At 64.0% G+C, this 19,077-nt stretch carries 19 protein-coding genes; 4 read left to right on the top strand and 15 right to left on the bottom strand.

The window, feature by feature from the left end; genetic code table 11:
- A complete protein-coding gene (locus CGZ66_RS34570; RefSeq protein ID WP_095091114.1) occupies positions 1–477 on the bottom strand; it encodes a (2Fe-2S)-binding protein in 477 nt (158 codons plus the stop codon).
- A complete protein-coding gene (locus CGZ66_RS34565) occupies positions 477–1,337 on the bottom strand; it encodes an FAD binding domain-containing protein (RefSeq protein ID WP_095091113.1) in 861 nt (286 codons plus the stop codon). Before CGZ66_RS34565 ends, CGZ66_RS34570 begins: the two co-directional genes overlap by 1 nt.
- 260 nt (positions 1,338–1,597) lie before the next feature.
- On the opposite strand from CGZ66_RS34565, the gene CGZ66_RS34560 reads away from it, so the two are divergent.
- Entirely contained in the window at positions 1,598–2,041 is a 444-nt protein-coding gene (locus CGZ66_RS34560) for an SRPBCC family protein (protein ID WP_095091112.1), read from the top strand.
- Between the two features lie 203 nt (positions 2,042–2,244).
- Here CGZ66_RS34560 and CGZ66_RS34555 read toward each other — a convergent pair whose 3' ends face one another.
- Both CGZ66_RS34555 and CGZ66_RS34550 read right to left on the bottom strand, forming a co-directional pair.
- Positions 2,245–3,246 carry an NADP-dependent oxidoreductase gene (locus tag CGZ66_RS34555; protein WP_095091111.1) on the bottom strand — a complete coding sequence of 334 codons (1,002 nt, stop codon included), beginning with the start codon at positions 3,244–3,246 and terminating at the stop codon, positions 2,245–2,247.
- 67 nt (positions 3,247–3,313) lie between these two features.
- Positions 3,314–4,129, bottom strand: coding sequence for an oxidoreductase (locus CGZ66_RS34550; protein WP_095091741.1), 816 nt, complete (start codon positions 4,127–4,129; stop codon positions 3,314–3,316).
- A gap of 103 nt (positions 4,130–4,232) precedes the next feature.
- Here CGZ66_RS34550 and CGZ66_RS34545 point away from each other — a divergent pair, with 103 nt between their 5' ends.
- Complete coding sequence (locus CGZ66_RS34545; protein ID WP_095091110.1) at positions 4,233–4,799, top strand: TetR/AcrR family transcriptional regulator; 567 nt, start codon at positions 4,233–4,235, stop codon at positions 4,797–4,799.
- A 68-nt stretch (positions 4,800–4,867) separates the two neighbouring features.
- On the opposite strand, the gene CGZ66_RS34540 is transcribed toward CGZ66_RS34545, so the two are convergent.
- Together CGZ66_RS34540 and CGZ66_RS34535 are read right to left on the bottom strand one after the other, a co-directional pair.
- Positions 4,868–5,065, bottom strand: a complete 198-nt coding sequence (locus CGZ66_RS34540; RefSeq protein ID WP_095091109.1) for a hypothetical protein — start codon at positions 5,063–5,065, stop codon at positions 4,868–4,870.
- Between the two features lie 272 nt (positions 5,066–5,337).
- Positions 5,338–5,613 (bottom strand): hypothetical protein, encoded by a 276-nt coding sequence (locus tag CGZ66_RS34535; protein WP_095091740.1) that lies wholly within the window; start codon positions 5,611–5,613, stop codon positions 5,338–5,340.
- 209 nt (positions 5,614–5,822) lie between these two features.
- Between CGZ66_RS34535 and CGZ66_RS34530 the strand changes: the two genes are divergently transcribed.
- Complete coding sequence (locus CGZ66_RS34530; RefSeq protein ID WP_095091108.1) at positions 5,823–7,844, top strand: amidase; 2,022 nt, start codon at positions 5,823–5,825, stop codon at positions 7,842–7,844.
- 252 nt (positions 7,845–8,096) lie between these two features.
- Here CGZ66_RS34530 and CGZ66_RS34520 read toward each other — a convergent pair whose 3' ends face one another.
- The 3 genes from CGZ66_RS34520 to CGZ66_RS34510 all read right to left on the bottom strand — a co-directional run bounded on the left by CGZ66_RS34520 (position 8,097) and on the right by CGZ66_RS34510 (position 11,324).
- Entirely contained in the window at positions 8,097–9,530 is a 1,434-nt protein-coding gene (locus CGZ66_RS34520; protein WP_095091739.1) for an aldehyde dehydrogenase family protein, read from the bottom strand.
- A gap of 87 nt (positions 9,531–9,617) precedes the next feature.
- Positions 9,618–10,262: a ThuA domain-containing protein gene (locus CGZ66_RS34515; RefSeq protein WP_095091107.1), complete on the bottom strand. Its 645-nt coding sequence runs from the start codon at positions 10,260–10,262 to the stop codon at positions 9,618–9,620.
- A 39-nt stretch (positions 10,263–10,301) separates the two neighbouring features.
- Positions 10,302–11,324, bottom strand: coding sequence for an LLM class flavin-dependent oxidoreductase (locus tag CGZ66_RS34510; protein WP_095091106.1), 1,023 nt, complete (start codon positions 11,322–11,324; stop codon positions 10,302–10,304).
- A 213-nt stretch (positions 11,325–11,537) separates the two neighbouring features.
- On the opposite strand from CGZ66_RS34510, the gene CGZ66_RS34505 reads away from it, so the two are divergent.
- Entirely contained in the window at positions 11,538–12,743 is a 1,206-nt protein-coding gene (locus CGZ66_RS34505) for an ROK family transcriptional regulator (RefSeq protein WP_095091105.1), read from the top strand.
- Between the two features lie 15 nt (positions 12,744–12,758).
- Here the strand turns inward: CGZ66_RS34505 and CGZ66_RS34500 are convergent, their stop codons facing one another.
- Genes CGZ66_RS34500 through CGZ66_RS34475 form a run of 6 tightly spaced genes read right to left on the bottom strand, consistent with a single transcriptional unit; the run spans position 12,759 to position 18,923 of the window.
- Positions 12,759–14,774 (bottom strand): beta-N-acetylhexosaminidase, encoded by a 2,016-nt coding sequence (locus tag CGZ66_RS34500; protein WP_095091104.1) that lies wholly within the window; start codon positions 14,772–14,774, stop codon positions 12,759–12,761.
- 21 nt (positions 14,775–14,795) lie between these two features.
- On the bottom strand, positions 14,796–15,272 hold the full coding sequence (locus tag CGZ66_RS34495; protein WP_095091103.1) for a GNAT family N-acetyltransferase: 477 nt from the start codon (positions 15,270–15,272) through the stop codon (positions 14,796–14,798).
- Between the two features lie 21 nt (positions 15,273–15,293).
- On the bottom strand, positions 15,294–16,232 hold the full coding sequence (locus CGZ66_RS34490; RefSeq protein WP_095091102.1) for an ABC transporter ATP-binding protein: 939 nt from the start codon (positions 16,230–16,232) through the stop codon (positions 15,294–15,296).
- Positions 16,229–17,044, bottom strand: coding sequence for an ABC transporter ATP-binding protein (locus CGZ66_RS34485; RefSeq protein WP_095091101.1), 816 nt, complete (start codon positions 17,042–17,044; stop codon positions 16,229–16,231). Before CGZ66_RS34485 ends, CGZ66_RS34490 begins: the two co-directional genes overlap by 4 nt.
- Positions 17,041–17,943 (bottom strand): ABC transporter permease, encoded by a 903-nt coding sequence (locus CGZ66_RS34480; RefSeq protein WP_095091100.1) that lies wholly within the window; start codon positions 17,941–17,943, stop codon positions 17,041–17,043. The genes CGZ66_RS34485 and CGZ66_RS34480 overlap by 4 nt, the downstream gene beginning before the upstream one ends.
- A complete protein-coding gene (locus CGZ66_RS34475) occupies positions 17,940–18,923 on the bottom strand; it encodes an ABC transporter permease (protein ID WP_095091099.1) in 984 nt (327 codons plus the stop codon). Before CGZ66_RS34475 ends, CGZ66_RS34480 begins: the two co-directional genes overlap by 4 nt.
- Positions 18,924–19,077 lie beyond the last annotated feature (154 nt).

The following is a 19,077-nucleotide window of genomic DNA, read 5'->3' as shown; positions in this document are numbered from 1 at the left end:
TCATGCTCCCTTCATTACGTTTGCCGCGTCCTGAACGGCACGCACGATCTTGTCGTAGCCGGTGCAGCGGCAGAGGTTCCCGGCGAGGCCGAAGCGGATTTCCTCCTCGGTCGGATCGGGGTTCTTGGCCAGCAGGTCCTTGGCCGCGATCAGGAAGCCAGGCGTGCAGATGCCGCATTGAAGTGCTGCATGCTCCAGGAATTTTTGCTGCAGCGGGTGCAGGCTGTCGCCATGCGCCATGCCCTCGACGGTCTCGACGCGGCGGCCCTCGGCTTCCGCGCCGAGCACCAGGCACGAACACACCAGCCGGTCATCGAGGATGATGCTGCAGGCGCCGCAGTCGCCGGTGCCGCAGCCTTCCTTGACGCCAGTCAGCCCCAGGCGATCGCGCAAGACGTCGAGCAGCGTCTCGTCCGGCTGGCAAAGGTACTCGACGCTGTCGCCGTTGATTGTGGTTGAGACTGCTACACCAGCCATCACTTGCCTCCTGCACGAGCGTAGGCGGTCGTGGCGGCCCGCTTGGCCAGCACACCCGCAACTTTCCTTCTGAATTCGATCGTGCCCCGCTTGTCGTCGATGGGGCGGCAGGCGCCAAAGCAAACCTTGGCGAGCCTTTCAAGCGCGGCTTCGTCCAGCGTCCTGCCGATAATGGCCTCGGCCGCCTCTTCCACCAGCAGCACCGTGGGTGCCGCGGCGCCCAGCGCCACACGGGCCGCTGTGACGACGCCCCGTTCGTCGAGTGTCAGGTTCACGCCGGCGCTGACCACCGCGATATCCATTTCCGTACGGGGTATGAAGCGCAGATAGGCATCGCCCGAGCGTGGTGCGCGCTTGTCGAGCAGGATCGCCTCGATGATCTCGCCTTTGGCCAGCGACGTCTTGCCCGGCCCGGTCGGCACGCTCCCCACGGGAATCGTGCGCCTGCCCCCAGGCCCGACGACCGATGCCCTGGCGCCGGCCGCGACCAGCGCCGGCACGCTGTCGGCAGCCGGCGAGGCGTTGCAGAGATTGCCTGTTATCGTGCAGCGTCCCTGCACCTGCTTCGAGCCGATAAGCTTGGCCGCTTCGACAACGCCGGGCCATGCCTTCTTCAGGGCAGTGCTCTCGCCGAGGACGGCGCAGGGAACAGCCGCACCGATGCTGAAGCCGTCGGCCGTTTCCCTGATTTCACTCAAAGCCTCAATCGCCTTGATGTCGACGATCAGGTCGGGTTCGACAAAGCCGCCCTTCATCCTCACCAGCAGGTCGCTGCCCCCCGCAAGAATGGCGGCCGTACCTGTCGACCCGGCCAGCAGGCCAACGGCATCTTCGATTGAAAGCGGACGTATGTAGCGCATCGTCTCCCCTTGGTCTTCGCGATCTCAGCGAACCGTTATAAACAGTCTCCTCATAATGGCTATCCGGTTCCGCATTTGCGTAGATTAGGCCAGGCGCCGCAAAATCGAGTCCCACATCAACCTCGACCGGCGTACGCCAGGCCGTGCGCAGCCGGACAGGCTTGCGGCCAGGCCCTCAAAATCCGAGAGCGTGTGTCGGACTGGCCAAGTCTCGTTCGTCCTAGGAACATCGAACAGCCATCGTGAAAGGATAATAGGATATGCCCGGCACCGTACGTTTGCATCGCGTTCTGACGACCAGCCCGGAGAAGGTCTATCGCGCCTTCGTTGAAGCGGACGCGCTGGCGAAGTGGCTTCCGCCGAACGGCTTCACCTGCATTGTCCATCACTTCGAGGCAAAGGTCGGCGGCACGTTCAAGATGTCCTTCCGCAACTTCACGACCGGCAACAGCCATTCCTTCGGCGGCGAGTATCTCGAACTCGTTCCGGCCGAACGCCTGCGCTACACTGACAGGTTCGACGATCCCAACCTGCCCGGCGAGATCCAGGTGACCGTAATCTTGAAAAAAGTGTCGGTCGGCACCGAAGTTGACATCACCCAGGCAGGCATTCCGGACGTCATTCCGGTCGAGGCCTGCTATCTCGGCTGGCAGGAGTCGCTTAGGAACCTGGCAAGACTCGTCGAACCCGAGATCAATCAATGAAGCAAGTCCAGGAAAACTGGACAGCGCAATTGCGTAAAAACGAGTAGCTGCAGCGGTGGATACGGCGGCCGGAGACCGGCCGTCGATCAACGCCAACGCCAGCTCTCCGCTCGTTCTTGTCCTCTGCGCAAATCCGCACGAATGTCGCGCACGCCGTGTCCCAGGCGTTGGCCGAGCACCGGCACCGCAGGAAAGATGTAGCGCTATCTCACCTTGATGACGACCTTGCCCTTCGCACGCCCACTTTCGACGTAAGCCAGAGCCTCATTGGTCGCTTCGAATGGAAAGACCCGATCGACAACCGGGCGGATGGTTCCGGATTCGATGAGGGAGGTGATCTTGCCCAGCTGATCACCCTGCGCCCACATGAAAAGGAACGAATACGTCACCCCACGGCGCCTGGCCTTGGTCCGAATACCGCGACTCAACAGACGCAGTATCAATCTCAGCATCAGATTCAGACCCTTTTCCCTGGCAAATTCCGGATCCGGTGGGCCGGAGATTGAGATGAGTTTCCCACCCGGTTTCAGCACATTCAGGGATTTTTCAAGCGTCTTGGCGTCCTGGCTGTTCAAGACGACGTCGTAGCCCGACAGGGCTTTCTCAAAATCGTCTTTCCTGTAGTCGACAACGACATCGGCGCCGAGACCCCTGACCAGATCGGCACTCGCCGCACCAGCGGTTGTGGCAATCGTCGCGCCGAGATGCTTCGCCAGCTGTATGGCGAATGTCCCCACGCCGCCGGAGCCAGCCTGAATGAAGACCTTTTGCCCCTTCTTCAAACCTGCCCTTTCGACAAGCACCTGCCAGGCGGTCAGACCGACCAGGGGGATCGAGGCCGCCTCTTCCATGCTGAGATTCTCGGGCTTCAAGGCCACGTCGGCTTGGTTGATAGCGATGAACTCGGCGAATGTCCCGATCCGGCCATCGCGCGGCCGCGCGTAGACCTCGTCGCCGGATTTGAACTTGCGGACCTTTGATCCCGCGCGGATCACCTTCCCGGCCACGTCGTGGCCCAGGATGAACGGAGGGCGATACGGCAGGATCGGTTTGAACTCCCCGGTTTTGATCTTGGCATCCAGGAGGTTCACCCCTGCGGCATGGATTTCGACCAGAACATCGTTGTCCCCGAGCTCCGGTTCGGGCATCTCGGCCAGCCGAAGAATGCCCTTCTTGTTATATTTATCGACGACGAATGCCTTCATGGCAGGGACTTTCTGAAAGGGATTTTGGTGTTTCTCATGGGCGTCAAATCTCTTGCCCCGCCGATGTTCAGACCGGCAGGCGGAACTGTTTGCGCAAGCTCTTGTCGAATATCGCCGCGGGCGCAAAACGGCGCAGGATGCTGACCTGCCGCGCAGCCCTGCCGGCGGTGTAGCGGCGTCGCGGGCGAGCATCGGTCGCGGCCCTGACGACCACCTCCGCCACCACTTCCGGCCGATCGGCCTTGGGCATCACATCACGAAGCAGAGCGTCGACCCCGGCCCGGGCCAGATCGTATTCTTTCAACAAGGAATCCGGCTCAATCCCGTTCTGGTCGAAGACGGTGCGCACGAATGCCGGCTCGATGACCGAGACGCGAATATTGAAGGCACGAACCTCGTGATCAAGCGATTCCGAATAGCCTTCGAGCGCGTGCTTGGCCGCCGAATAGTGCGCGGCATACGGTGCCGGTACGAGTCCCAGCACCGAGCCGATGTTGATGATGCGCCCTTCGCCGCGCCCCCGCATCGACGGCAACACCGCATTGGTCGCGCGCATGACGCCGAACAGATTGACGTCGAACAGGGATTGCACCTGTGCCACCGAGGATTCCTCCGCGCCGCCAAGCAGGCCGACACCGGCATTGTTGACCAGGAGATCGATCCGGCCGGTCTGTGAGAGCACAGTCGAAATGAGCGCAGCGACGGCCTCACCGTCGGTCACATCGCAAACCAGCATGGTCACGTCGTCTGGGCCGTTGCTGGCTTTGCGGCGGCTCGTGCCGAAGACGGTGAACCCTGCCCGCGCCAAGGCCTCGGCGGTGGCACGGCCAATGCCCGAGGAGGCTCCCGTCACGACAGCGGTTTTTCCGGAATTCATATTCATTTCGTGCTCCAAACTCATGAGGGCTAGCTTTGTCGCGTCAGTTGAATTACACTCATAATATCAAATTATGATCATAATGCAATAGTGGAAAGGAATCGCAGCCATGCGTTACGAAAAGGGCCGAAAGGACGCGTCACGGGGCCGGATCATGGAGGTCGCCGCCGACCGTTTTCGCGGTGACGGCATAGCGGCATCCGGACTGGCAACCATCATGAGCGACGCCGGGCTGACCAACGGCGCCTTCTATCCGCACTTTCAATCAAAGGCGGAGCTTGTCCGCGAAAGCGTGGCGGCGGCTATGGAGATTCAGTCGCAGCAACTGGCAGAAGCACTGGCCTCAGGTGGCCCGGAGATGGGCATAGAGGCATATCTGTCCGCCGAGCACCGGGACAATCCGGGAAAGGGCTGCGCGTCCGCCGCGCTGCTACCGGAGCTCGCGCGTCAGCCACCTGAAACGCGCGAAGTCTATACCGACCACTTGCTGACCTTGGTGCGCCAGTTGGCTGCAGCACTGCCGCAGGCCAAGGACCCGGAAGGCACCGCACTGGGTGTCTTTGCGACGCTCATCGGCGCGCTGCAACTGGCCCGCGCGGTGGAAGGAACCGAATTGTCGGATCGTATTCTTGCGGCGGGGAAAGATGTGGCGCGGACGCTGATCCAGCAGCACTAGGAAGGCGCGCCAAGTCCGCGGCTGCCACACCTTGACGATCTCGCCGAAGCCCGGCGCCTGGGGTTGTTCTAAAGATCGAGAGTGAAGATCATGCCGCGGACTTCGGCCATTTCCAGGAGCAGGTCCTGCAGGTTTTCGTCCAGCACGGCACCGGTCCGCGCCAAGAGCTCGGCAATGCACTCTCTCATCGATATGACGGCGGCACCGGTTTTCTCGGAAAGCAGCCGCCCGATGGCCGTGCGGATCAGGTCATCCCGATCAGACATCGTGTCACCTCCCATGCAGCCTCCCTCATGCTCCCCATGCCTCACCCGCGCACGACAGGGCGTGGTTTCTCTTACGGTATGATTTTTTGACGCCACATCCGCGGCGGTGCTCAAGCGGACGGCAGCAACGGCTCGTTGCCGGGCTGGATGGCTTCGATGGCCGTAGCGCACGGGGTGGGCTGTATGCCGCAAGCCCAGGAATGCGCTGTTGGGAAGCGCAGAAACGCCTTCAGATGGCCGCCAGAATGGAGGTTCCAAACAGGCTGAGCGGCCTATTTGCCGCAATGATGATCGTTGATCTTGTTCAGCGCATTCGCGTCGGGCCCAACGCGGTTGTAGGAGCACGGTCCGGCCGCCGTGGTGACCAACTGCTGGTCATAATAACGCGGGCCGCCGAACAGGAAGTTGATGAGGTCGTCATCGGCAGGGACGTACCGTTCGGATTGGGCCTGGGGGTGGTGATGCCGGTCGCCGGCGAACGCCGAACCAGAAAGGCCTGAGCCTATCGCGATAGCGAGAGCCAAGATCGCAAAGCATTTCGTGGTCATCGGCAACACCCTCCTGGCTATTCTGAATCACACCATACATCCAAAATCGCCAGCCGGACAAAAGTTCCCAAACCGCGCGGTTGTGTAAGCCCAGCCGGACGACGAGCCGCAGGATACCAAATGCCGTCGAATACCCATCACGATTGGCTCTTGCCGAAGCCGACGGCCTCGCTCATCCATGGGATTGCAACGACAGCTTGGAACCAGTGATGACCGATACCAGCCTTTATCTAGTCGAAGCGACGATCGAGCAATTGCGCCACGCGCTCGATGGCGGCGCTGTCACCAGCGTCGAGCTGGTCGGGGCATATCTCAGGCGCATCGCGCATTTCGACCGCCACGGCATTACCCTCAACGCGGTCCCGGTGCTCAATCCAGCGATGTTCGAGGAGGCCGCCGCGTCCGACCAGCGACGTCGCAACGGTGCCACGCTCGGACCGCTCGACGGCATCCCCTACACCGCCAAGGACAGCTACAAGGTCGCCGGTCTGACGGTGGCCGCCGGCTCGCCGGCCTTCGAGCATCTCGTTGCCAACGAGGATGCCTTCACCATCGCCCGGCTGCGCGCCGGCGGCGCCGTGCTGATCGGCCTCACCAACATGCCGCCGATGGCCAATGGCGGCATGCAGCGCGGCGTCTATGGCCGCGCCGAAAGCCCCTACAATGCGGATTATCTGACCGCCGCTTTCGCGTCGGGCTCATCCAACGGCTCCGGCACGGCGACATCAGCCAGCTTCTGCGCCTTCGGGCTGGGCGAGGAAACCTGGTCGTCCGGCCGGGCGCCGGCCACCAACAACGCGCTGGTCGCCTACACGCCGTCGCGCGGCGTCATTTCGGTGAGCGGCAACTGGCCGCTGGTGCCGACCATGGATGTCGTGGTGCCGCATACCCGCAGCGTGCCCGACATGCTCGAACTGCTCGACGTGGTCGTCGCCGACGATCCCGAGACGAGAGGCGATTTCTGGCGCGCTCAGCCTTGGGTCAAGCTGCCGAAAAGCTCCGATGTGCGGCCGCAACGCTATACCGATCTGGCGCTTGAGGAGTCGCTGAAAGGCATGCGGCTCGGCGTGCCCAAAATGTATATCGGCCGCGACAGCGGGGCGGATCGGCCGATCGAGACCCGCGCCTCGGTGCTTGCCCTGTGGGAACAGGCGGCGGCGGATCTCACGCGGCTAGGCGCCGAGGTGATTGAGGTCGATTTTCCCGTCGTCTCCAACTACGAGCGCGACCGCCCCAGCGCGCGCACCATGGCCGAGCGCGGCCTGGTGCCAGAAGAATTCGCCGACCGCGAAATCTGGGATCTCTGCATCTGGGGCTGGGACGATTTTCTGCGCGCCAATGCCGACCCCGCGCTTCCCGATCTCATCTCGGTCGATGGCGCAAAGATCTTTCCACAGCCGCCGGGCACGCTGCCCGACCGCTATGAGGGCGGCTTCGACCTTTCGGAATACGTGGAGCGTGCGCGATCCGGCGTCACATCAGTGACGGAGATTCCGACGCTCGAGGACGGTCTGAAGGGACTCGAAACGACAAGGCGGATCGATTTCGAGGACTGGCTGGACTTACACGGCATCGACGCCGTGGTGCTGCCTGCCGCTGCCGACGTCGGGCCGGCCGATGCCGACATCGACGAGGCATCCGCCGCGCTTGCCTGGCGCAATGGCACCTGGGTCGCCAACGGCAATCTGGTCTGGCGCCATTTCGGCATTCCGACCGTCACCGTGCCGATGGGAACGATGGCCGACATCGGCATGCCGGTCGGCCTCACTTTTGCCGGCAAGGCCTATGACGACGAAAAGCTGCTGCGCATGGCCGGCGATTTCGAGCGCTCCACTCAGCGCCGCACCCGTCCTCCGCGCACGCCCGAATTGGCCGCCGATGTCTTTCCAAGCCGTCCCGGCCAAACCCCGAACAGCAAGGCGCCCCCGCTCGCCATCACGCTTGCCGCCGAGACGCGGCCTTCGGGTGATCAGGACGAGATTGTCATCACGCTCGACCTGCCTGGCGAAGCGACCGATACGGCCAGCATCCAGCTGCACGTCAACGGAGAGGCCGTCGACATGGAGCAAAGCGGCGCCCACTTCAGCGGGAGTGCGCTTGTGCCGGCCGCCGAGCATCACCGCTTCCACAGCGTCTGGCGCGGCTCGTATGGCTCGATGGTGACAGCGGTGGTGCGGCTGGAGGATGGCCGCACCGCCGGCGCCTATGCGGTCACGGGTGGTATCGAGTGAGCGGAGGGGTGAAGAAGCCGGCACCCGCTGTCGAGTTCCTTCGCGCCCCCTCTGTCCTGCCGGACATCTCCCCCACGGGTGGGGAGATTGGAAGTTTCGGCGCCAGCTCTCTTCCAGCCACGTTGAAGATTCGCGAAGGCCGTGGTGACGGCCAATCTCCCCCCGTGTGGGGGAGATGTCCGGCAGGACAGAGGGGGGCGCCATAGAGCGCCATCTTACCATGACCGTAGCAGTAGAGTTCGAAACGACCCCTTAGTCCGTCCTGATCCAGACGCCCTTGGTATTGAGATATTCGTCGAGATGCTCGGCGCCACCTTCGCGTCCGTAGCCGCTCATCTTGTAGCCGCCAAAGGGCACCGCGGGGTCGATGGCGTGATAGGTATTGACCCAGACCGAGCCGGCGCGCAGGCGGTTCGCCAGTTGGTGCGCCTTGCCGACGTCGCGGGTGAACACGCCGGCACCCAGCCCATAGGGCGTGTCGTTGCCGCGCCGCACCACCTCGTCCAGCGTGTCGAAGGGCAGCGCCGAGATGACCGGGCCGAAGATCTCTTCGCGGGCAATGCGCATGTCATCGGTAACGCCTGAGAACACACTGGGCGCCATGAAATTGCCCGCACCGAGCCCGCCTTCGGTGATGCGGTTGCCGCCTGTGACCAGCCGGGCACCTTGCCTCGTGCCGTCCTCGATGTAGCCGGTGACGCGTTCGAGCTGCTTGGGCGAAATCAGCGGCCCGATCTCGGTTTCAGGGTCGGCGCCGTCGCCGATCCTGAGTTTTGCCGCATAGGCCGAGACCCGCTCGACGAACTCCTCGTAGATCGGCCGTTCGACGAACAGCCGTGACCCGGCGATGCAGATCTGGCCGGAATTGGCGAACACAGACATTGCCGCTACCGGCACGGCGCGCTCAAGATCGGCGTCGGCACATACGATGACCGGCGACTTGCCGCCAAGCTCCAGCGAAACACGTTTCATGTTGCCGGCCGAGGCGCGCAGGATGCTCTGGCCGGTCACTGTGGAGCCGGTGAAGACGATTTTGTCGACGTCCATATGGGCGGCGAGCGGCGCGCCGGCTCCCGCGCCGGTGCCGGTGACAACGTTGACGACGCCGGGAGGCGCCCCGGCCTCCATCATCAGCGCGCCAATCAACAGCGGCGTCAGCGGCGCTTCCTCGGAAGGCTTCAGCACGATGGTGCAGCCGGCCGCCAGCGCTGGGCCGATCTTCCAGATCGACGCGGCTGTCGGCGCATTCCAGGGAATGATCGCGCCGACCACGCCGACCGGCTCCTTGCGCGTGTAGGAGACGATCTCGCCCGGCAGCGAATTGCCGATCGTGTGGCCATGGATCGACGTCGCCATGCCGGCGTAGAAGCGCAGCATGCCGAGCACGCGGTTCTTGTTGGCGAGCGTGCGCACGATGGGCATGCCCATGTCCGTCGTGTCGGAAAGCGCGATCTCCTCCCAGTGACGCTCCATCAGGTCGGCAATCCTGAGCAGCAGCAGCTGGCGCTCATAGGGCTTGAACCGGCTCCATGGTCCGTCGAAGGCGCGCCGCGCCGCCGCCACCGCGAGGTCGATATCGCCTGAATCGGAGAGCGGCACGGTGCCGATCACGGCGCCGGTGGCGGGATTGCGCGTCTCGAAAGTCCGGCCGCCGAGCGCGTCGCACCAGAGGCCATCGATCAGCATCTTGCGGTGCCGGCCATCGATCGGCGTGTGCAGGGGCAGGTCTTTAACCGATACCGTCAAGGTCCCGTCCTCCCTTCCGCAACCAACCTAGCGGGCGGCCCAGACAAGGCCGCGCTCGACGATCAAGGCCATTTCCGGGACCGCGAACTCGCCGGCATTGTGTCCCAGCGCGCTGTAGAACACCTTTCCAGCCCCATAGCGACGCTTCCAGACCACCGGCATCACGACGCCGCCTATTCCCGGAAAATGCTGGTCAGTGAAGGTGGTTGTGGCCAGCACTTCGTTGCCCGGATCGACATGCATGTAATACTGCTCCGATCGGTAGGCGAAATCACTGACGCCGGTTGTGATCGGATCATCCGGCCTGGTGACGGCGACCGTATAGTCGATGATGTCGCCGGGATGCGCGACCCACTGGCCGCCGGTCATGAACTGATAATCGGTTTCACTGCGGAAGCTGTCGCACATCGTGCCGTGAAAGCCGCCAAGGCCACTGCCCTGGCGAACCGCGAGAACCAAATTCTGAAGTTCGGCCTTTTCGATCGTCGACATCGTGATCACGGGCACAATGAGATCGAATGCGCTGAGCTTCGGATCGGCGAACATCGCCGTGCCCTCGCCGAGCGTGACGTCGAAACCGTTGCCTTCCAGCAGGGTGCGCACGATCTTCGCGCTCTGTTCCGGCGTATGCCCTTGCCAACCTCCCCAGGCAATCAAGGCTTTCTTCGGCATGTTGTCCTCCCTGTAGCAATCCGCCATGATCGATCGGTGTCAGCGCCAGCCCAGCGCCGGAGCGACGTGGGTCAGGATCGCCTCGATGACATGGGCATTGTAGTCGACGCCGAGCTGGTTGGGCACGGTGAGCAACAGTGTGTCGGCCTCGGCGATCGCCTCGTCCTGTGCCAGTTCCTTGATGAGCACATCCGGTTCGGCGGCGTAGCTGCGCCCGAAGATCGTCTTGGTGTTCTCCTCGATGAAGCCGATCTGGTCGCTGCTCTGGTTGCCGCGCCCGAAATAGGCGCGGTCGCGATCGTCGACCAGCGCGAAGATGCTGCGGCTGACCGAGACGCGCGGCTCGCGCTGATGGCCGGCCGCCTTCCAGGCCTCGCGGTAGACCCGGATCTGCTCGGCCTGCTGGATGTGGAACGGCTTGCCGCTCTCGTCGAATTTGAGCGTCGAACTCTGCAGGTTCATGCCCAGTTTCGCCGCCCATTCCGAAGTGGCGTTGGTGGCCGCACCCCACCAGATCCGCTCGCGCAAGCCTTCAGAATGCGGCTCGAGCCGCAGCAGGCCGGGCGGGTTGGGGAACATCGGCCGTGGATTGGGCTGGGCGAACCCCTCGCCCCGCAGCGTATCGAGGAAGACCTCGGCGTGATGCCGCGCCATCTCGGCGTCGCTCTGTCCCTCCGGCGGGGCGTAACCGAAGTAGCGCCAGCCGTCGATCACCTGCTCCGGCGAGCCGCGGCTGATGCCAAGCTGCAGGCGGCCGCCGGCGATGATATCGGCAGCACCGGCGTCCTCGGCCATGTAGAGCGGATTTTCGTAGCGCATGTCGATGACCGCGGTGCCGATCTCGATGCGGCTGGTCTTCGCGCCGACGGCTGCCAGCAGCGGGAACGGCGAAGCGAGCTGACGAGCGAAATGATGGACACGGAAATAGGCGCCGTCCGCGCCCAGTTGCTCGGCGGCGACGGCTAGGTCGATGGACTGCAGCAGCGCGTCCGATGCCGACCGCGTCTGTGATTGCGATGAGGGCGTCCAGTGCCCGAATGACAGGAAACCGATTTTTTTCATGCCTTGCGATATATGGAAGTGGCGGATGGAATGCAAAGCCGTTGCTCGCCGATCTCGGCGTCGGCCGGCTGCTCTGATGGCATCAAATAATGCTGATCCGCGCGTGGCAAGATGGCGCTGCCATTGCGAAACCCGCTAGAAGTGGTAGCTACCATTGCGTATAATTAAATCAACTTGATTTGTTTTTGCGGAAGGTTCGTTGGTAACGCGCACATGCCCCCTAGAAAAGCCATCGCTGGCACCAATCTCGAACAGGCCAAGTCACACAATCGCCGCGTCGTGATCGAAGCGATCAGGACCAACGGTGCCTTGTCGCGGGCGGCAATCGCGCGCCTGACGGCACTGAGCACGCAGACAATCTCCAACATCGTCGAGGAACTCGAGCGGGAACAGCTGCTTCGCGCGCAAGCCACGCTGAAGGGCGCACGCGGCCAGCCGGCGGTCCCCTACTCCATCAATCCCGACGGCGGCTATTCGATCGGTCTGCAGCTCGACCACCAGCTGGCGGTCGGCGTCATCACCGATCTGTCAGGCACGGTTCGCGCCCGTATCGAGCGCCCGGTCGACCGGCCGACACCGGCGCAGGCGATGCCTCTGCTGGCCGCGATAGCCGGCGACCTGATGCGCAAGTTTCGTTTCGACCGCGGCCGCCTGCTTGGCATCGGCATGGCGATGCCGGGTCCGTTCGACGTCGAGGGCATGACCTCGGTCGGGCCGACCGCGCTGCCTGGCTGGCAGGATTTCCCCGTCGCCGAAGAGCTGCAGCGGCTGACCGGCATTCCGGTAACGGTCGAGAACGATGCCACCGCCGCCGCCATCGGCGAGCGGCTCTATGGCGTTGCCCGCAACCTCGGCAGCTTCGTCTATTTGTTCATCGGTACCGGCCTTGGCGCCGGCCTGTTCCTGGACGGCCATCTCTACAAGGGCAGCCGCCACAATGCCGGCGAGATCGGCCACATGATCGTCAAGCCCGGCGGCCTCGAATGCGGCTGCGGCAAGCGCGGCTGTCTCGAACGCTATGTCTCGTTGCGCGCCGCCTATGAGTGCCTGGAAATCCCCGATCCCGATCATGCCTCGCCGGAATTGCTCCAGGCATTGCTGGCCAATGGCGACAGTCTGGAAGCGTGGGTCGTCCAGGCAGTCGATCCGCTGCGCCAGGCGATCAACATGCTCGAACTCGCGCTCGATCCCGAAACCGTGGTCCTCGGCGGTTTCATGCCGGTCGGCGTCATTGAGCTCCTGGCCAGCCGGCTCGACCCCTTGTACCTCTCTGTCAGTTCGACCAGCGCCCGCACCGTGCCGCGGGTCCTTGTCGGCGCCGCCGGCAAGGACACCTCGGTTCTTGGTGCCGCCGCACTGCCGATCTTCTCCGAGACCAACCCGCAGTTCGACGTCCTGCAAAAGCCGCACGCCGGCTAGGCGAACGGGAGGTTCCTAGGTCGCCCCGTAGAGCACCGGCATCAGCCCGGCGAGCGCCTTGAACCGTTCCCAGGACTTTTTCTCCGGCTGTGTCCAGCCTGTTTCCGCCAGCGCCGAGATGCGGGGAAACACCAGCCGGTCGAAGACGGCGCGGTCGGTCATCGGCTCCGACCAGATGCAGGCCTGCACGCCGAGCAGTTTCGTCTCCTGCGCGTCCGTCCAGCTCTCGACAGGATCGAAGCCGTACAGCTTTTCCGGATCGGACCAGCCGGCCCAGGCCGCACCCGGTTCCGACCAGGCCGGACTGTTGGCCATGTCGAGGTAATAGACCTGGCCGGGGCACACCACCATCGCATAGCCCTCGCCCGCAAGTGCGGCCGAGGCTTCGACCGTTCGCCAGCCGCAGAGGTAGCTTTTCTGCTTGTCGATGACATTGCCGTGCGCCGCCTCTTGCCAGCCGCCGGTGACGCAGCCGCGAGACGCAAGGAACGATTGTATCCGCTTGAGAAACTCGGCCTGCAGCACCGCCGCGCCCGAGCCGTCGATCTCATCGGCGCCGTGTGTGTTGGTGACCACGTTGAGGCGCTTGGCATGCGCGGCCGCCAGCCCCTCGCCGCCAACCTCGGTGAGCCGAGCCAGCGCTTGCGGCGAACCGGACCAGGCGCCCAGCGGCACCTCGTCGGCGCCGACATGGATGGTCTTGAACGGAAACAGTTCGATCAGTTCGTCGAGGATTTTCTCCAGCACAAAGTAGGTCTCCGGCCGCGCCGGATTGATGCAATTGTTGGGAAACCCCTGCACCGAGAAATACTCACCGCTCTCGCCGGGATCGCGCAGCTCCGGCATCGCCTGCAGCATCGCATAGCAATGCCCCGGCACATCGATCTCAGGCACGACTTCGATGCCGAGTTGGCCGGCCAGTTGAACGACCTCGCGCACGGCAGCCTTGGTGTAATAGCCACCGCTCGGCTCGGGGCCCGAGCCCAGCAGGGGCGGCACCGGCAACCCATGGCCGCGCCACGCGCCGACTTTCGTCAGGTCGGGATAGGCTGATATCTCGACCCGCCACGCCTCGTCGTCGGACAGATGCCAGTGGAACCGGTTGAGCTTGTTCCAGGCAAGGATGCGCAGGAAGGTCTTGATCTCGGCCGTTGCGTAGAACTGCCGGGCGACGTCGAGATGCGTGCCGCGCCAGCCCAGCGCTGGCTCATCGCGGATTTCGCCTTCGGCCGGGAAGAGAAACGTCTCGGGGTGCGATTGCGCCCCGCGCAGGATCTGGCCGAGCGTGACCAGCCCGTAGAACAATCCGGTTCTCGTTCCCGCCGAAACCGCGACCCCATCAGCTGAAAAGCGGATCGCATAGGCTTCCGGGCCAAATCCGTCCGCGATGCCGAGATCGACCGGCAAGCCGCCTTCGGCCTCGTTGCGCACAATGCCTTCGACGGCAAACAGGCTGTCGACAAGGTCACCGAACGCGCCGGCTGCATCGGCGGCTGCCGTTCCCTTCGGCCGAAGTGCCAAACCTTGCGGAACAGCGCGTCGGCCGGAGACCGCAACGGTGCGTGGCCACGGTATGATTGAAACCGGCACGGGCGCCTGCGCGGGCACCGGATAGATTTCGGCACCGCGCTTCAGCACCGCATTGTCGCCGATCGCCTTGGTCGGACCCAACGCAACAGGAGCTACGGTGCCATCGGCAAGCGCGAGGTAGGCAGCGGTGGCGCCGTCGGTCCAGTGCCGTAGCGGATAGCTCAGCCCATGCGCGGTGACGGTCCATGTCTCACGGGGCTGCAGCACAAAGCCGTCTGGCGGCGCGAATTCGGAATGGTTGGACAGCCGTTCCGAAAGCCTGCCGCCTTCGACGGTGACGGCCGGATCGATGCGGGCCGGGCCGCTGACGCAGAGCCGAAAACCTTCGATGGCCTTCGACGACAAATTGGTGAGCGTCAGCGAATAGGCGAGCTTGTCGGTGGCGGTGGCCGGTGCCCAGGTCGTTTCCAGACGGAATGCGGATTTGGATTGAAGCGTCATGACAAGCTTTCGAACGAGAGATCAGGGATGGGTGTTGAGCAAGCCGGCATAGACCCCGGGTTCGGAGTCCGGGATCTGCGTCGCGCCGACGGTGCGCTCATAGAATTCGGACGGACCGACATCGCCGATGATGGCGTAGCCATAGCCCATGACGCGCATGTCGAGCAGCGTTGCCAGCAGCAGCGCGTGGCCGATGCCGGCGCCGCGCGCGGCCTCGCCGACGCCGGTCGGGCCGAAGAAGCCACGCGCGATCGAATCATAGACGGCAAAGCCGACCAGCTCGCCGTCGCGTGTCGCCAGGAAGCACGAGGCCGGCTGGCGCGAAAATGCCACCGTCGTCTCGCTCGACCAGCCGGCGTTGAAGGTTTGCCGCACCCAGCCAGTCACCAGTTCGAGTTCCGGCGCCAACGCCCGGCGAATGGTGACGGCGGCACGGCCGACACGCGCATCGAGTTCGGGATCGGGTGAAAGCAGCGAAAGATTGACCAGATAATCCATGGAGACCCTATGGCGTTGATTTCAGGACATCGCGCCCAGCGCACGCACGAAATGGTTGGGGCCGACCTTGTTGACCTCAGTCGAGGATGGCCGGCTCAAGCGTCGCACCTCCTCGGCGTGACCGAGAAAGCGGGCGCTGTCTCCAGCCACGAACGGCCGATCGGGATCCGGCACCGCCGAAAGCAGCAATTGCGTGTAGGGATGGCGGGCATGGCCGATCACCGAGAGTGTATCACCCCACTCGACCATCTGGCCGGCGAACATCACGATCACCTCTTCGGCGACATGGGCGGCGGTGGCGATGTCATGCGTGATGTAGAGCAGCGCCAGTTGCCGCTCCTGCTTGATGCGCGCCAGGAGTTCGAGGATGCCGAGGCGGATCGAAACATCGAGCATCGAGGTCGGCTCGTCGGCGACCAGCACGTCGGGCTGCACGGCGAGCGCTCGCGCAATGTTGACGCGCTGGCGCTGGCCTCCCGACAGTTCATGCGGAAACTTGTGCGCGGTCAGCGACGGCTCGAGGCCGACCCAGTTGAGGAGATCGGCGACGCCCTTCACCTGCTCCGCTTTACTCCTTGCGTGGCCGTGCAGCGCCAGCGGGCGCGCCAGATGATGCTGTACCGAAAACACCGGGTTGAGCGAGGCGAACGGATCCTGGAACACCATCTGCACGGCGCGGCGGTAGGCCTTTTCCTCGGCGGCCGTGCCGGTCCGCGTGATGTTGCGGCCGCGATAGAGCATCTCGCCGCCGGTCGGCGTATCCATGCGTGCGATGATGCGGGCGCAGGTGGTCTTGCCGCAGCCGGATTCTCCAACCAGCGCCAGCGCATGGCCGCCCTTCAGCGACAGCGACACACCGCGCAACGCCTGCACCAGGCCGAAGCTGCGCTCGATGCCGTCCAGCCTGACGATCGGCTCGGCCGCGATGGCTGCTGGGGGAACAGTCATCACGGCATTCATGCGATCGCGTCCTTCACCGGAGGATGGCCGGGCAGTTGCGGGATCGCGCCCCAGAGCTTTCGCGTGTAGTCGTGCGCCGGTGCGCGGCTGACCTGCCTGACATCGCCGACCTCGACCAGTTCGCCCCTCAGCATCACCCCGATACGGTGGCAGAGCTGCGCCATCAAATGCAGATCATGAGTGATGAACAGCACCGAGAAACCATAGCCGCGTTGCAGGTCGATGACCTGTTCGAGGATTTCGCGCTGCACGACCACGTCGAGTGCCGTCGTCGGTTCGTCCATGATGATCAGCTCCGGCTTCAGCGCCAGGCAGATGGCGATGACGATGCGCTGGCGCATGCCGCCCGAGAACTGGTGCGGATAGTCGGTCAGCCGGCTGGCCGGAATGCCGACCAGCTTGAACATCTCCTCGGCGCGCGCCCGCGATTTTTCGCGCGACGAGCCGGTATGCCGGCGCAGCACGTCGTGGAACTGCGCCTCGACCCGCATCAGCGGATTGAGCGAATTCATTGCGCTCTGGAACACCATGCCGATCCGTCGCCAGCGCACCTCCTGCAGCCGGCTTTCCGGCAGCTTCAAAAGATCCTGGCCGTCGAGCAGGATCTCGCCGACCGCCACCCAGGCCGGCGCCTTGGCCAGCCGTGTGATGGCGTAGGCGATCGTGCTCTTGCCGCAGCCGGATTCGCCGGCGAGCCCGAACAATTCGCCGCGGCCGATGTCGAAGGACACGTTCTTGACAGCGCGGAAGGCGCCCTTGTCTAGGAAATAGTCGACGCTGAGGTCGCGGATTTGCAGCAGCGCCTCGTTCACCGTGCCGCCTCCAGTTCGCGCTTGCGCAGACGGCTGAGGCGCAGCCAGCGGCTGAGCGCCGGACCGGAGCGCAACTGCGGATTGGCGATCTCGTCGAAGGTGAAGTTCAACAGAGCGAGGCCGAGGCCGACCAGCGCGATGCCGGCGGCCGGCGCGCTGATGTCCCACCAGGCACCGACGATGATGGCAGAGGAGTTCTGCGCATTGTAGAGCATCGTGCCCCAGGTGACGTTGAGCGGGTCGCCGAAGCCGAGATATTCGAGCGTCGTCTGCGCGACGATGGCGTAGATGATCGAGCCGACGATGTTGATGCCGATCAGCGGCACCAGGCTGGGCAGGATCTCGACGAAGATGATGCGCCAGGACGGCTCGCCGACCATGCGCGCCGCGGTGACGAACTCGCGGTTGCGAAGCGCCATCGTCTGCGACCGCGTCATGCGCGCGCCCCACGGCCACGAAGTCAGAGCGATGATCATCATGATGGCGACCGGACCGACCGTGCCGGCGAAGGAGGCAAGCAGGATCAAGAGCGGGATATTGGGGATGACCAGCACCGCATTGGTGATCAGGTCCAGCGTCGCATCGGTGCGGCCGCCGAAATAACCGGCGACCAGCCCGATGATGGTGCCAAGTGCGGTGATGAACAGCCCGGTGGCAAAACCGACCGCCAGCGACGGGCGCGCGCCCCAGACGAATTGCGCATAGACGTCGCGGCCCATCTTGGTGGTGCCGAAATAATGCTCGACGGTCGGCGGCTGGTGCGAGCGGCCGACACGCTCGCCCGGATCGGTCGGCGCCAGGATGGGTGCGAAGAGCGCCATCAGGCAGAGCGCGGCGACGATGATCAGGCCGGCGACGGCCTTCTTCTGCCGCCACAGAAGTTGCCAACCGAAATTCATGCCCGTTCCTCCCGGATGCGCGGATCGACGACACCGTAGAGGATGTCGACCAGCAGATTGGCACCGAGCGTCGCCATCGTCATCAGCAGCAGCTGCCCCTGGATGACCGGATAGTCGCGCGCCACGCTTGCAGTGAACAGCGTCAGCCCCAGGCCCGGATAGTTGAAGACGATTTCGGTGACGATCGAGCCGCCGAACACCGCGCCCAGCATCAACGCCAGATTGGTCAGCACCGGCAGCATCGCGTTTCGCGCCGCATAGGAAAACATCACCGCGGTCTCGCCGAGCCCCTTGGCGCGGCCCATGGTGACATAGTCCTCGCCGAGCACCGATATCATCGAGGAGCGCATCGTCGTCTGGAATTCACCGATCAGATAGGGCGACAGCGTCAGCACCGGCATCACCGCGTGCCAGAAGACGCTGCCGAAAAAAGTGAAGTTCAGGCCCGGATCGAGGTCGGGATTGTAGGCATAGCCGACCGGGAACCAGCGCAGCGTCACGCCAAAGGTGAACAAGGTCGCCAGTCCGATGATAACCGGCGGGATTGCGATCAGCACGACAGAAAACGGCGAGACGAACGCATCGAAGCGTCCGCCTCGCCGCCAGGCTGCCACTGCGCCGAGGGAGACTCCAACGCAGAGGGAAAAGATGATCGCCGTGGTGACCAGGAAGGCGGTCCAGCCGGCCGAACGGGCAAGCACCTGGGTGACGGTCTGCGGATAATATTTTACCGACACGCCGAGATCGAACCGGGCGAGGCCGGTGATGTAGTCGACGAACTGTCCCAGGATCGGCTGTTCGACGGCACCGAAGCGGGCCTTGATCGCCTCGATCGCCGCTGGTGTCGCGCGCGGCCCGAGCTGCGCGATCATGCCGTCGACCGGGCTTCCCGGCATCAGCCGGGGAACGGTGAAATTCATCACGATGGCAAACAGGAAGGCGACGAAATAGACCCCAAGCCGTCGAAGAGGAATCCGCATCGGCTATTCCTTGTGCTCGGTTGCCTTCTCCGTTCGGCGGAGAAGCTGTCGCCAAAGGCGACGGACGAAGAAGCGGCTGCAGGCGTCTGTCCCTGTCCGGCATCCGGCCTCGCGGCGACCGCCGCCGAAGCCAGGATTTGGGACACGGAACCCT

Origin of the sequence: Mesorhizobium sophorae (assembly GCF_002270415.1) — a bacterium.
Lineage (GTDB): Bacteria > Pseudomonadota > Alphaproteobacteria > Rhizobiales > Rhizobiaceae > Mesorhizobium > Mesorhizobium sophorae.
Note: the sequence above shows the minus strand (reverse complement) of the source record. Positions and strands in the feature narration are given on the sequence as shown.

Coding starts and splice junctions, on each gene's coding strand:
- CGZ66_RS34550 (WP_095091741.1), bottom strand. CDS start 4,129: ATGAATATGAATTCCGGAAAAACCGCTGTCGTGACGGGAGCCTCCTCG.
- CGZ66_RS34545 (WP_095091110.1), top strand. CDS start 4,233: ATGCGTTACGAAAAGGGCCGAAAGGACGCGTCACGGGGCCGGATCATG.
- CGZ66_RS34515 (WP_095091107.1), bottom strand. CDS start 10,262: ATGCCGAAGAAAGCCTTGATTGCCTGGGGAGGTTGGCAAGGGCATACG.
- CGZ66_RS34560 (WP_095091112.1), top strand. CDS start 1,598: ATGCCCGGCACCGTACGTTTGCATCGCGTTCTGACGACCAGCCCGGAG.
- CGZ66_RS34480 (WP_095091100.1), bottom strand. CDS start 17,943: ATGAATTTCGGTTGGCAACTTCTGTGGCGGCAGAAGAAGGCCGTCGCC.
- CGZ66_RS34505 (WP_095091105.1), top strand. CDS start 11,538: ATGCCCCCTAGAAAAGCCATCGCTGGCACCAATCTCGAACAGGCCAAG.
- CGZ66_RS34540 (WP_095091109.1), bottom strand. CDS start 5,065: ATGTCTGATCGGGATGACCTGATCCGCACGGCCATCGGGCGGCTGCTT.
- CGZ66_RS34535 (WP_095091740.1), bottom strand. CDS start 5,613: ATGACCACGAAATGCTTTGCGATCTTGGCTCTCGCTATCGCGATAGGC.
- CGZ66_RS34520 (WP_095091739.1), bottom strand. CDS start 9,530: ATGCTGATCGATGGCCTCTGGTGCGACGCGCTCGGCGGCCGGACTTTC.
- CGZ66_RS34530 (WP_095091108.1), top strand. CDS start 5,823: ATGACCGATACCAGCCTTTATCTAGTCGAAGCGACGATCGAGCAATTG.
- CGZ66_RS34570 (WP_095091114.1), bottom strand. CDS start 477: ATGGCTGGTGTAGCAGTCTCAACCACAATCAACGGCGACAGCGTCGAG.
- CGZ66_RS34490 (WP_095091102.1), bottom strand. CDS start 16,232: ATGAATGCCGTGATGACTGTTCCCCCAGCAGCCATCGCGGCCGAGCCG.
- CGZ66_RS34565 (WP_095091113.1), bottom strand. CDS start 1,337: ATGCGCTACATACGTCCGCTTTCAATCGAAGATGCCGTTGGCCTGCTG.
- CGZ66_RS34500 (WP_095091104.1), bottom strand. CDS start 14,774: ATGACGCTTCAATCCAAATCCGCATTCCGTCTGGAAACGACCTGGGCA.
- CGZ66_RS34555 (WP_095091111.1), bottom strand. CDS start 3,246: ATGAAGGCATTCGTCGTCGATAAATATAACAAGAAGGGCATTCTTCGG.
- CGZ66_RS34510 (WP_095091106.1), bottom strand. CDS start 11,324: ATGAAAAAAATCGGTTTCCTGTCATTCGGGCACTGGACGCCCTCATCG.
- CGZ66_RS34495 (WP_095091103.1), bottom strand. CDS start 15,272: ATGGATTATCTGGTCAATCTTTCGCTGCTTTCACCCGATCCCGAACTC.
- CGZ66_RS34475 (WP_095091099.1), bottom strand. CDS start 18,923: ATGCGGATTCCTCTTCGACGGCTTGGGGTCTATTTCGTCGCCTTCCTG.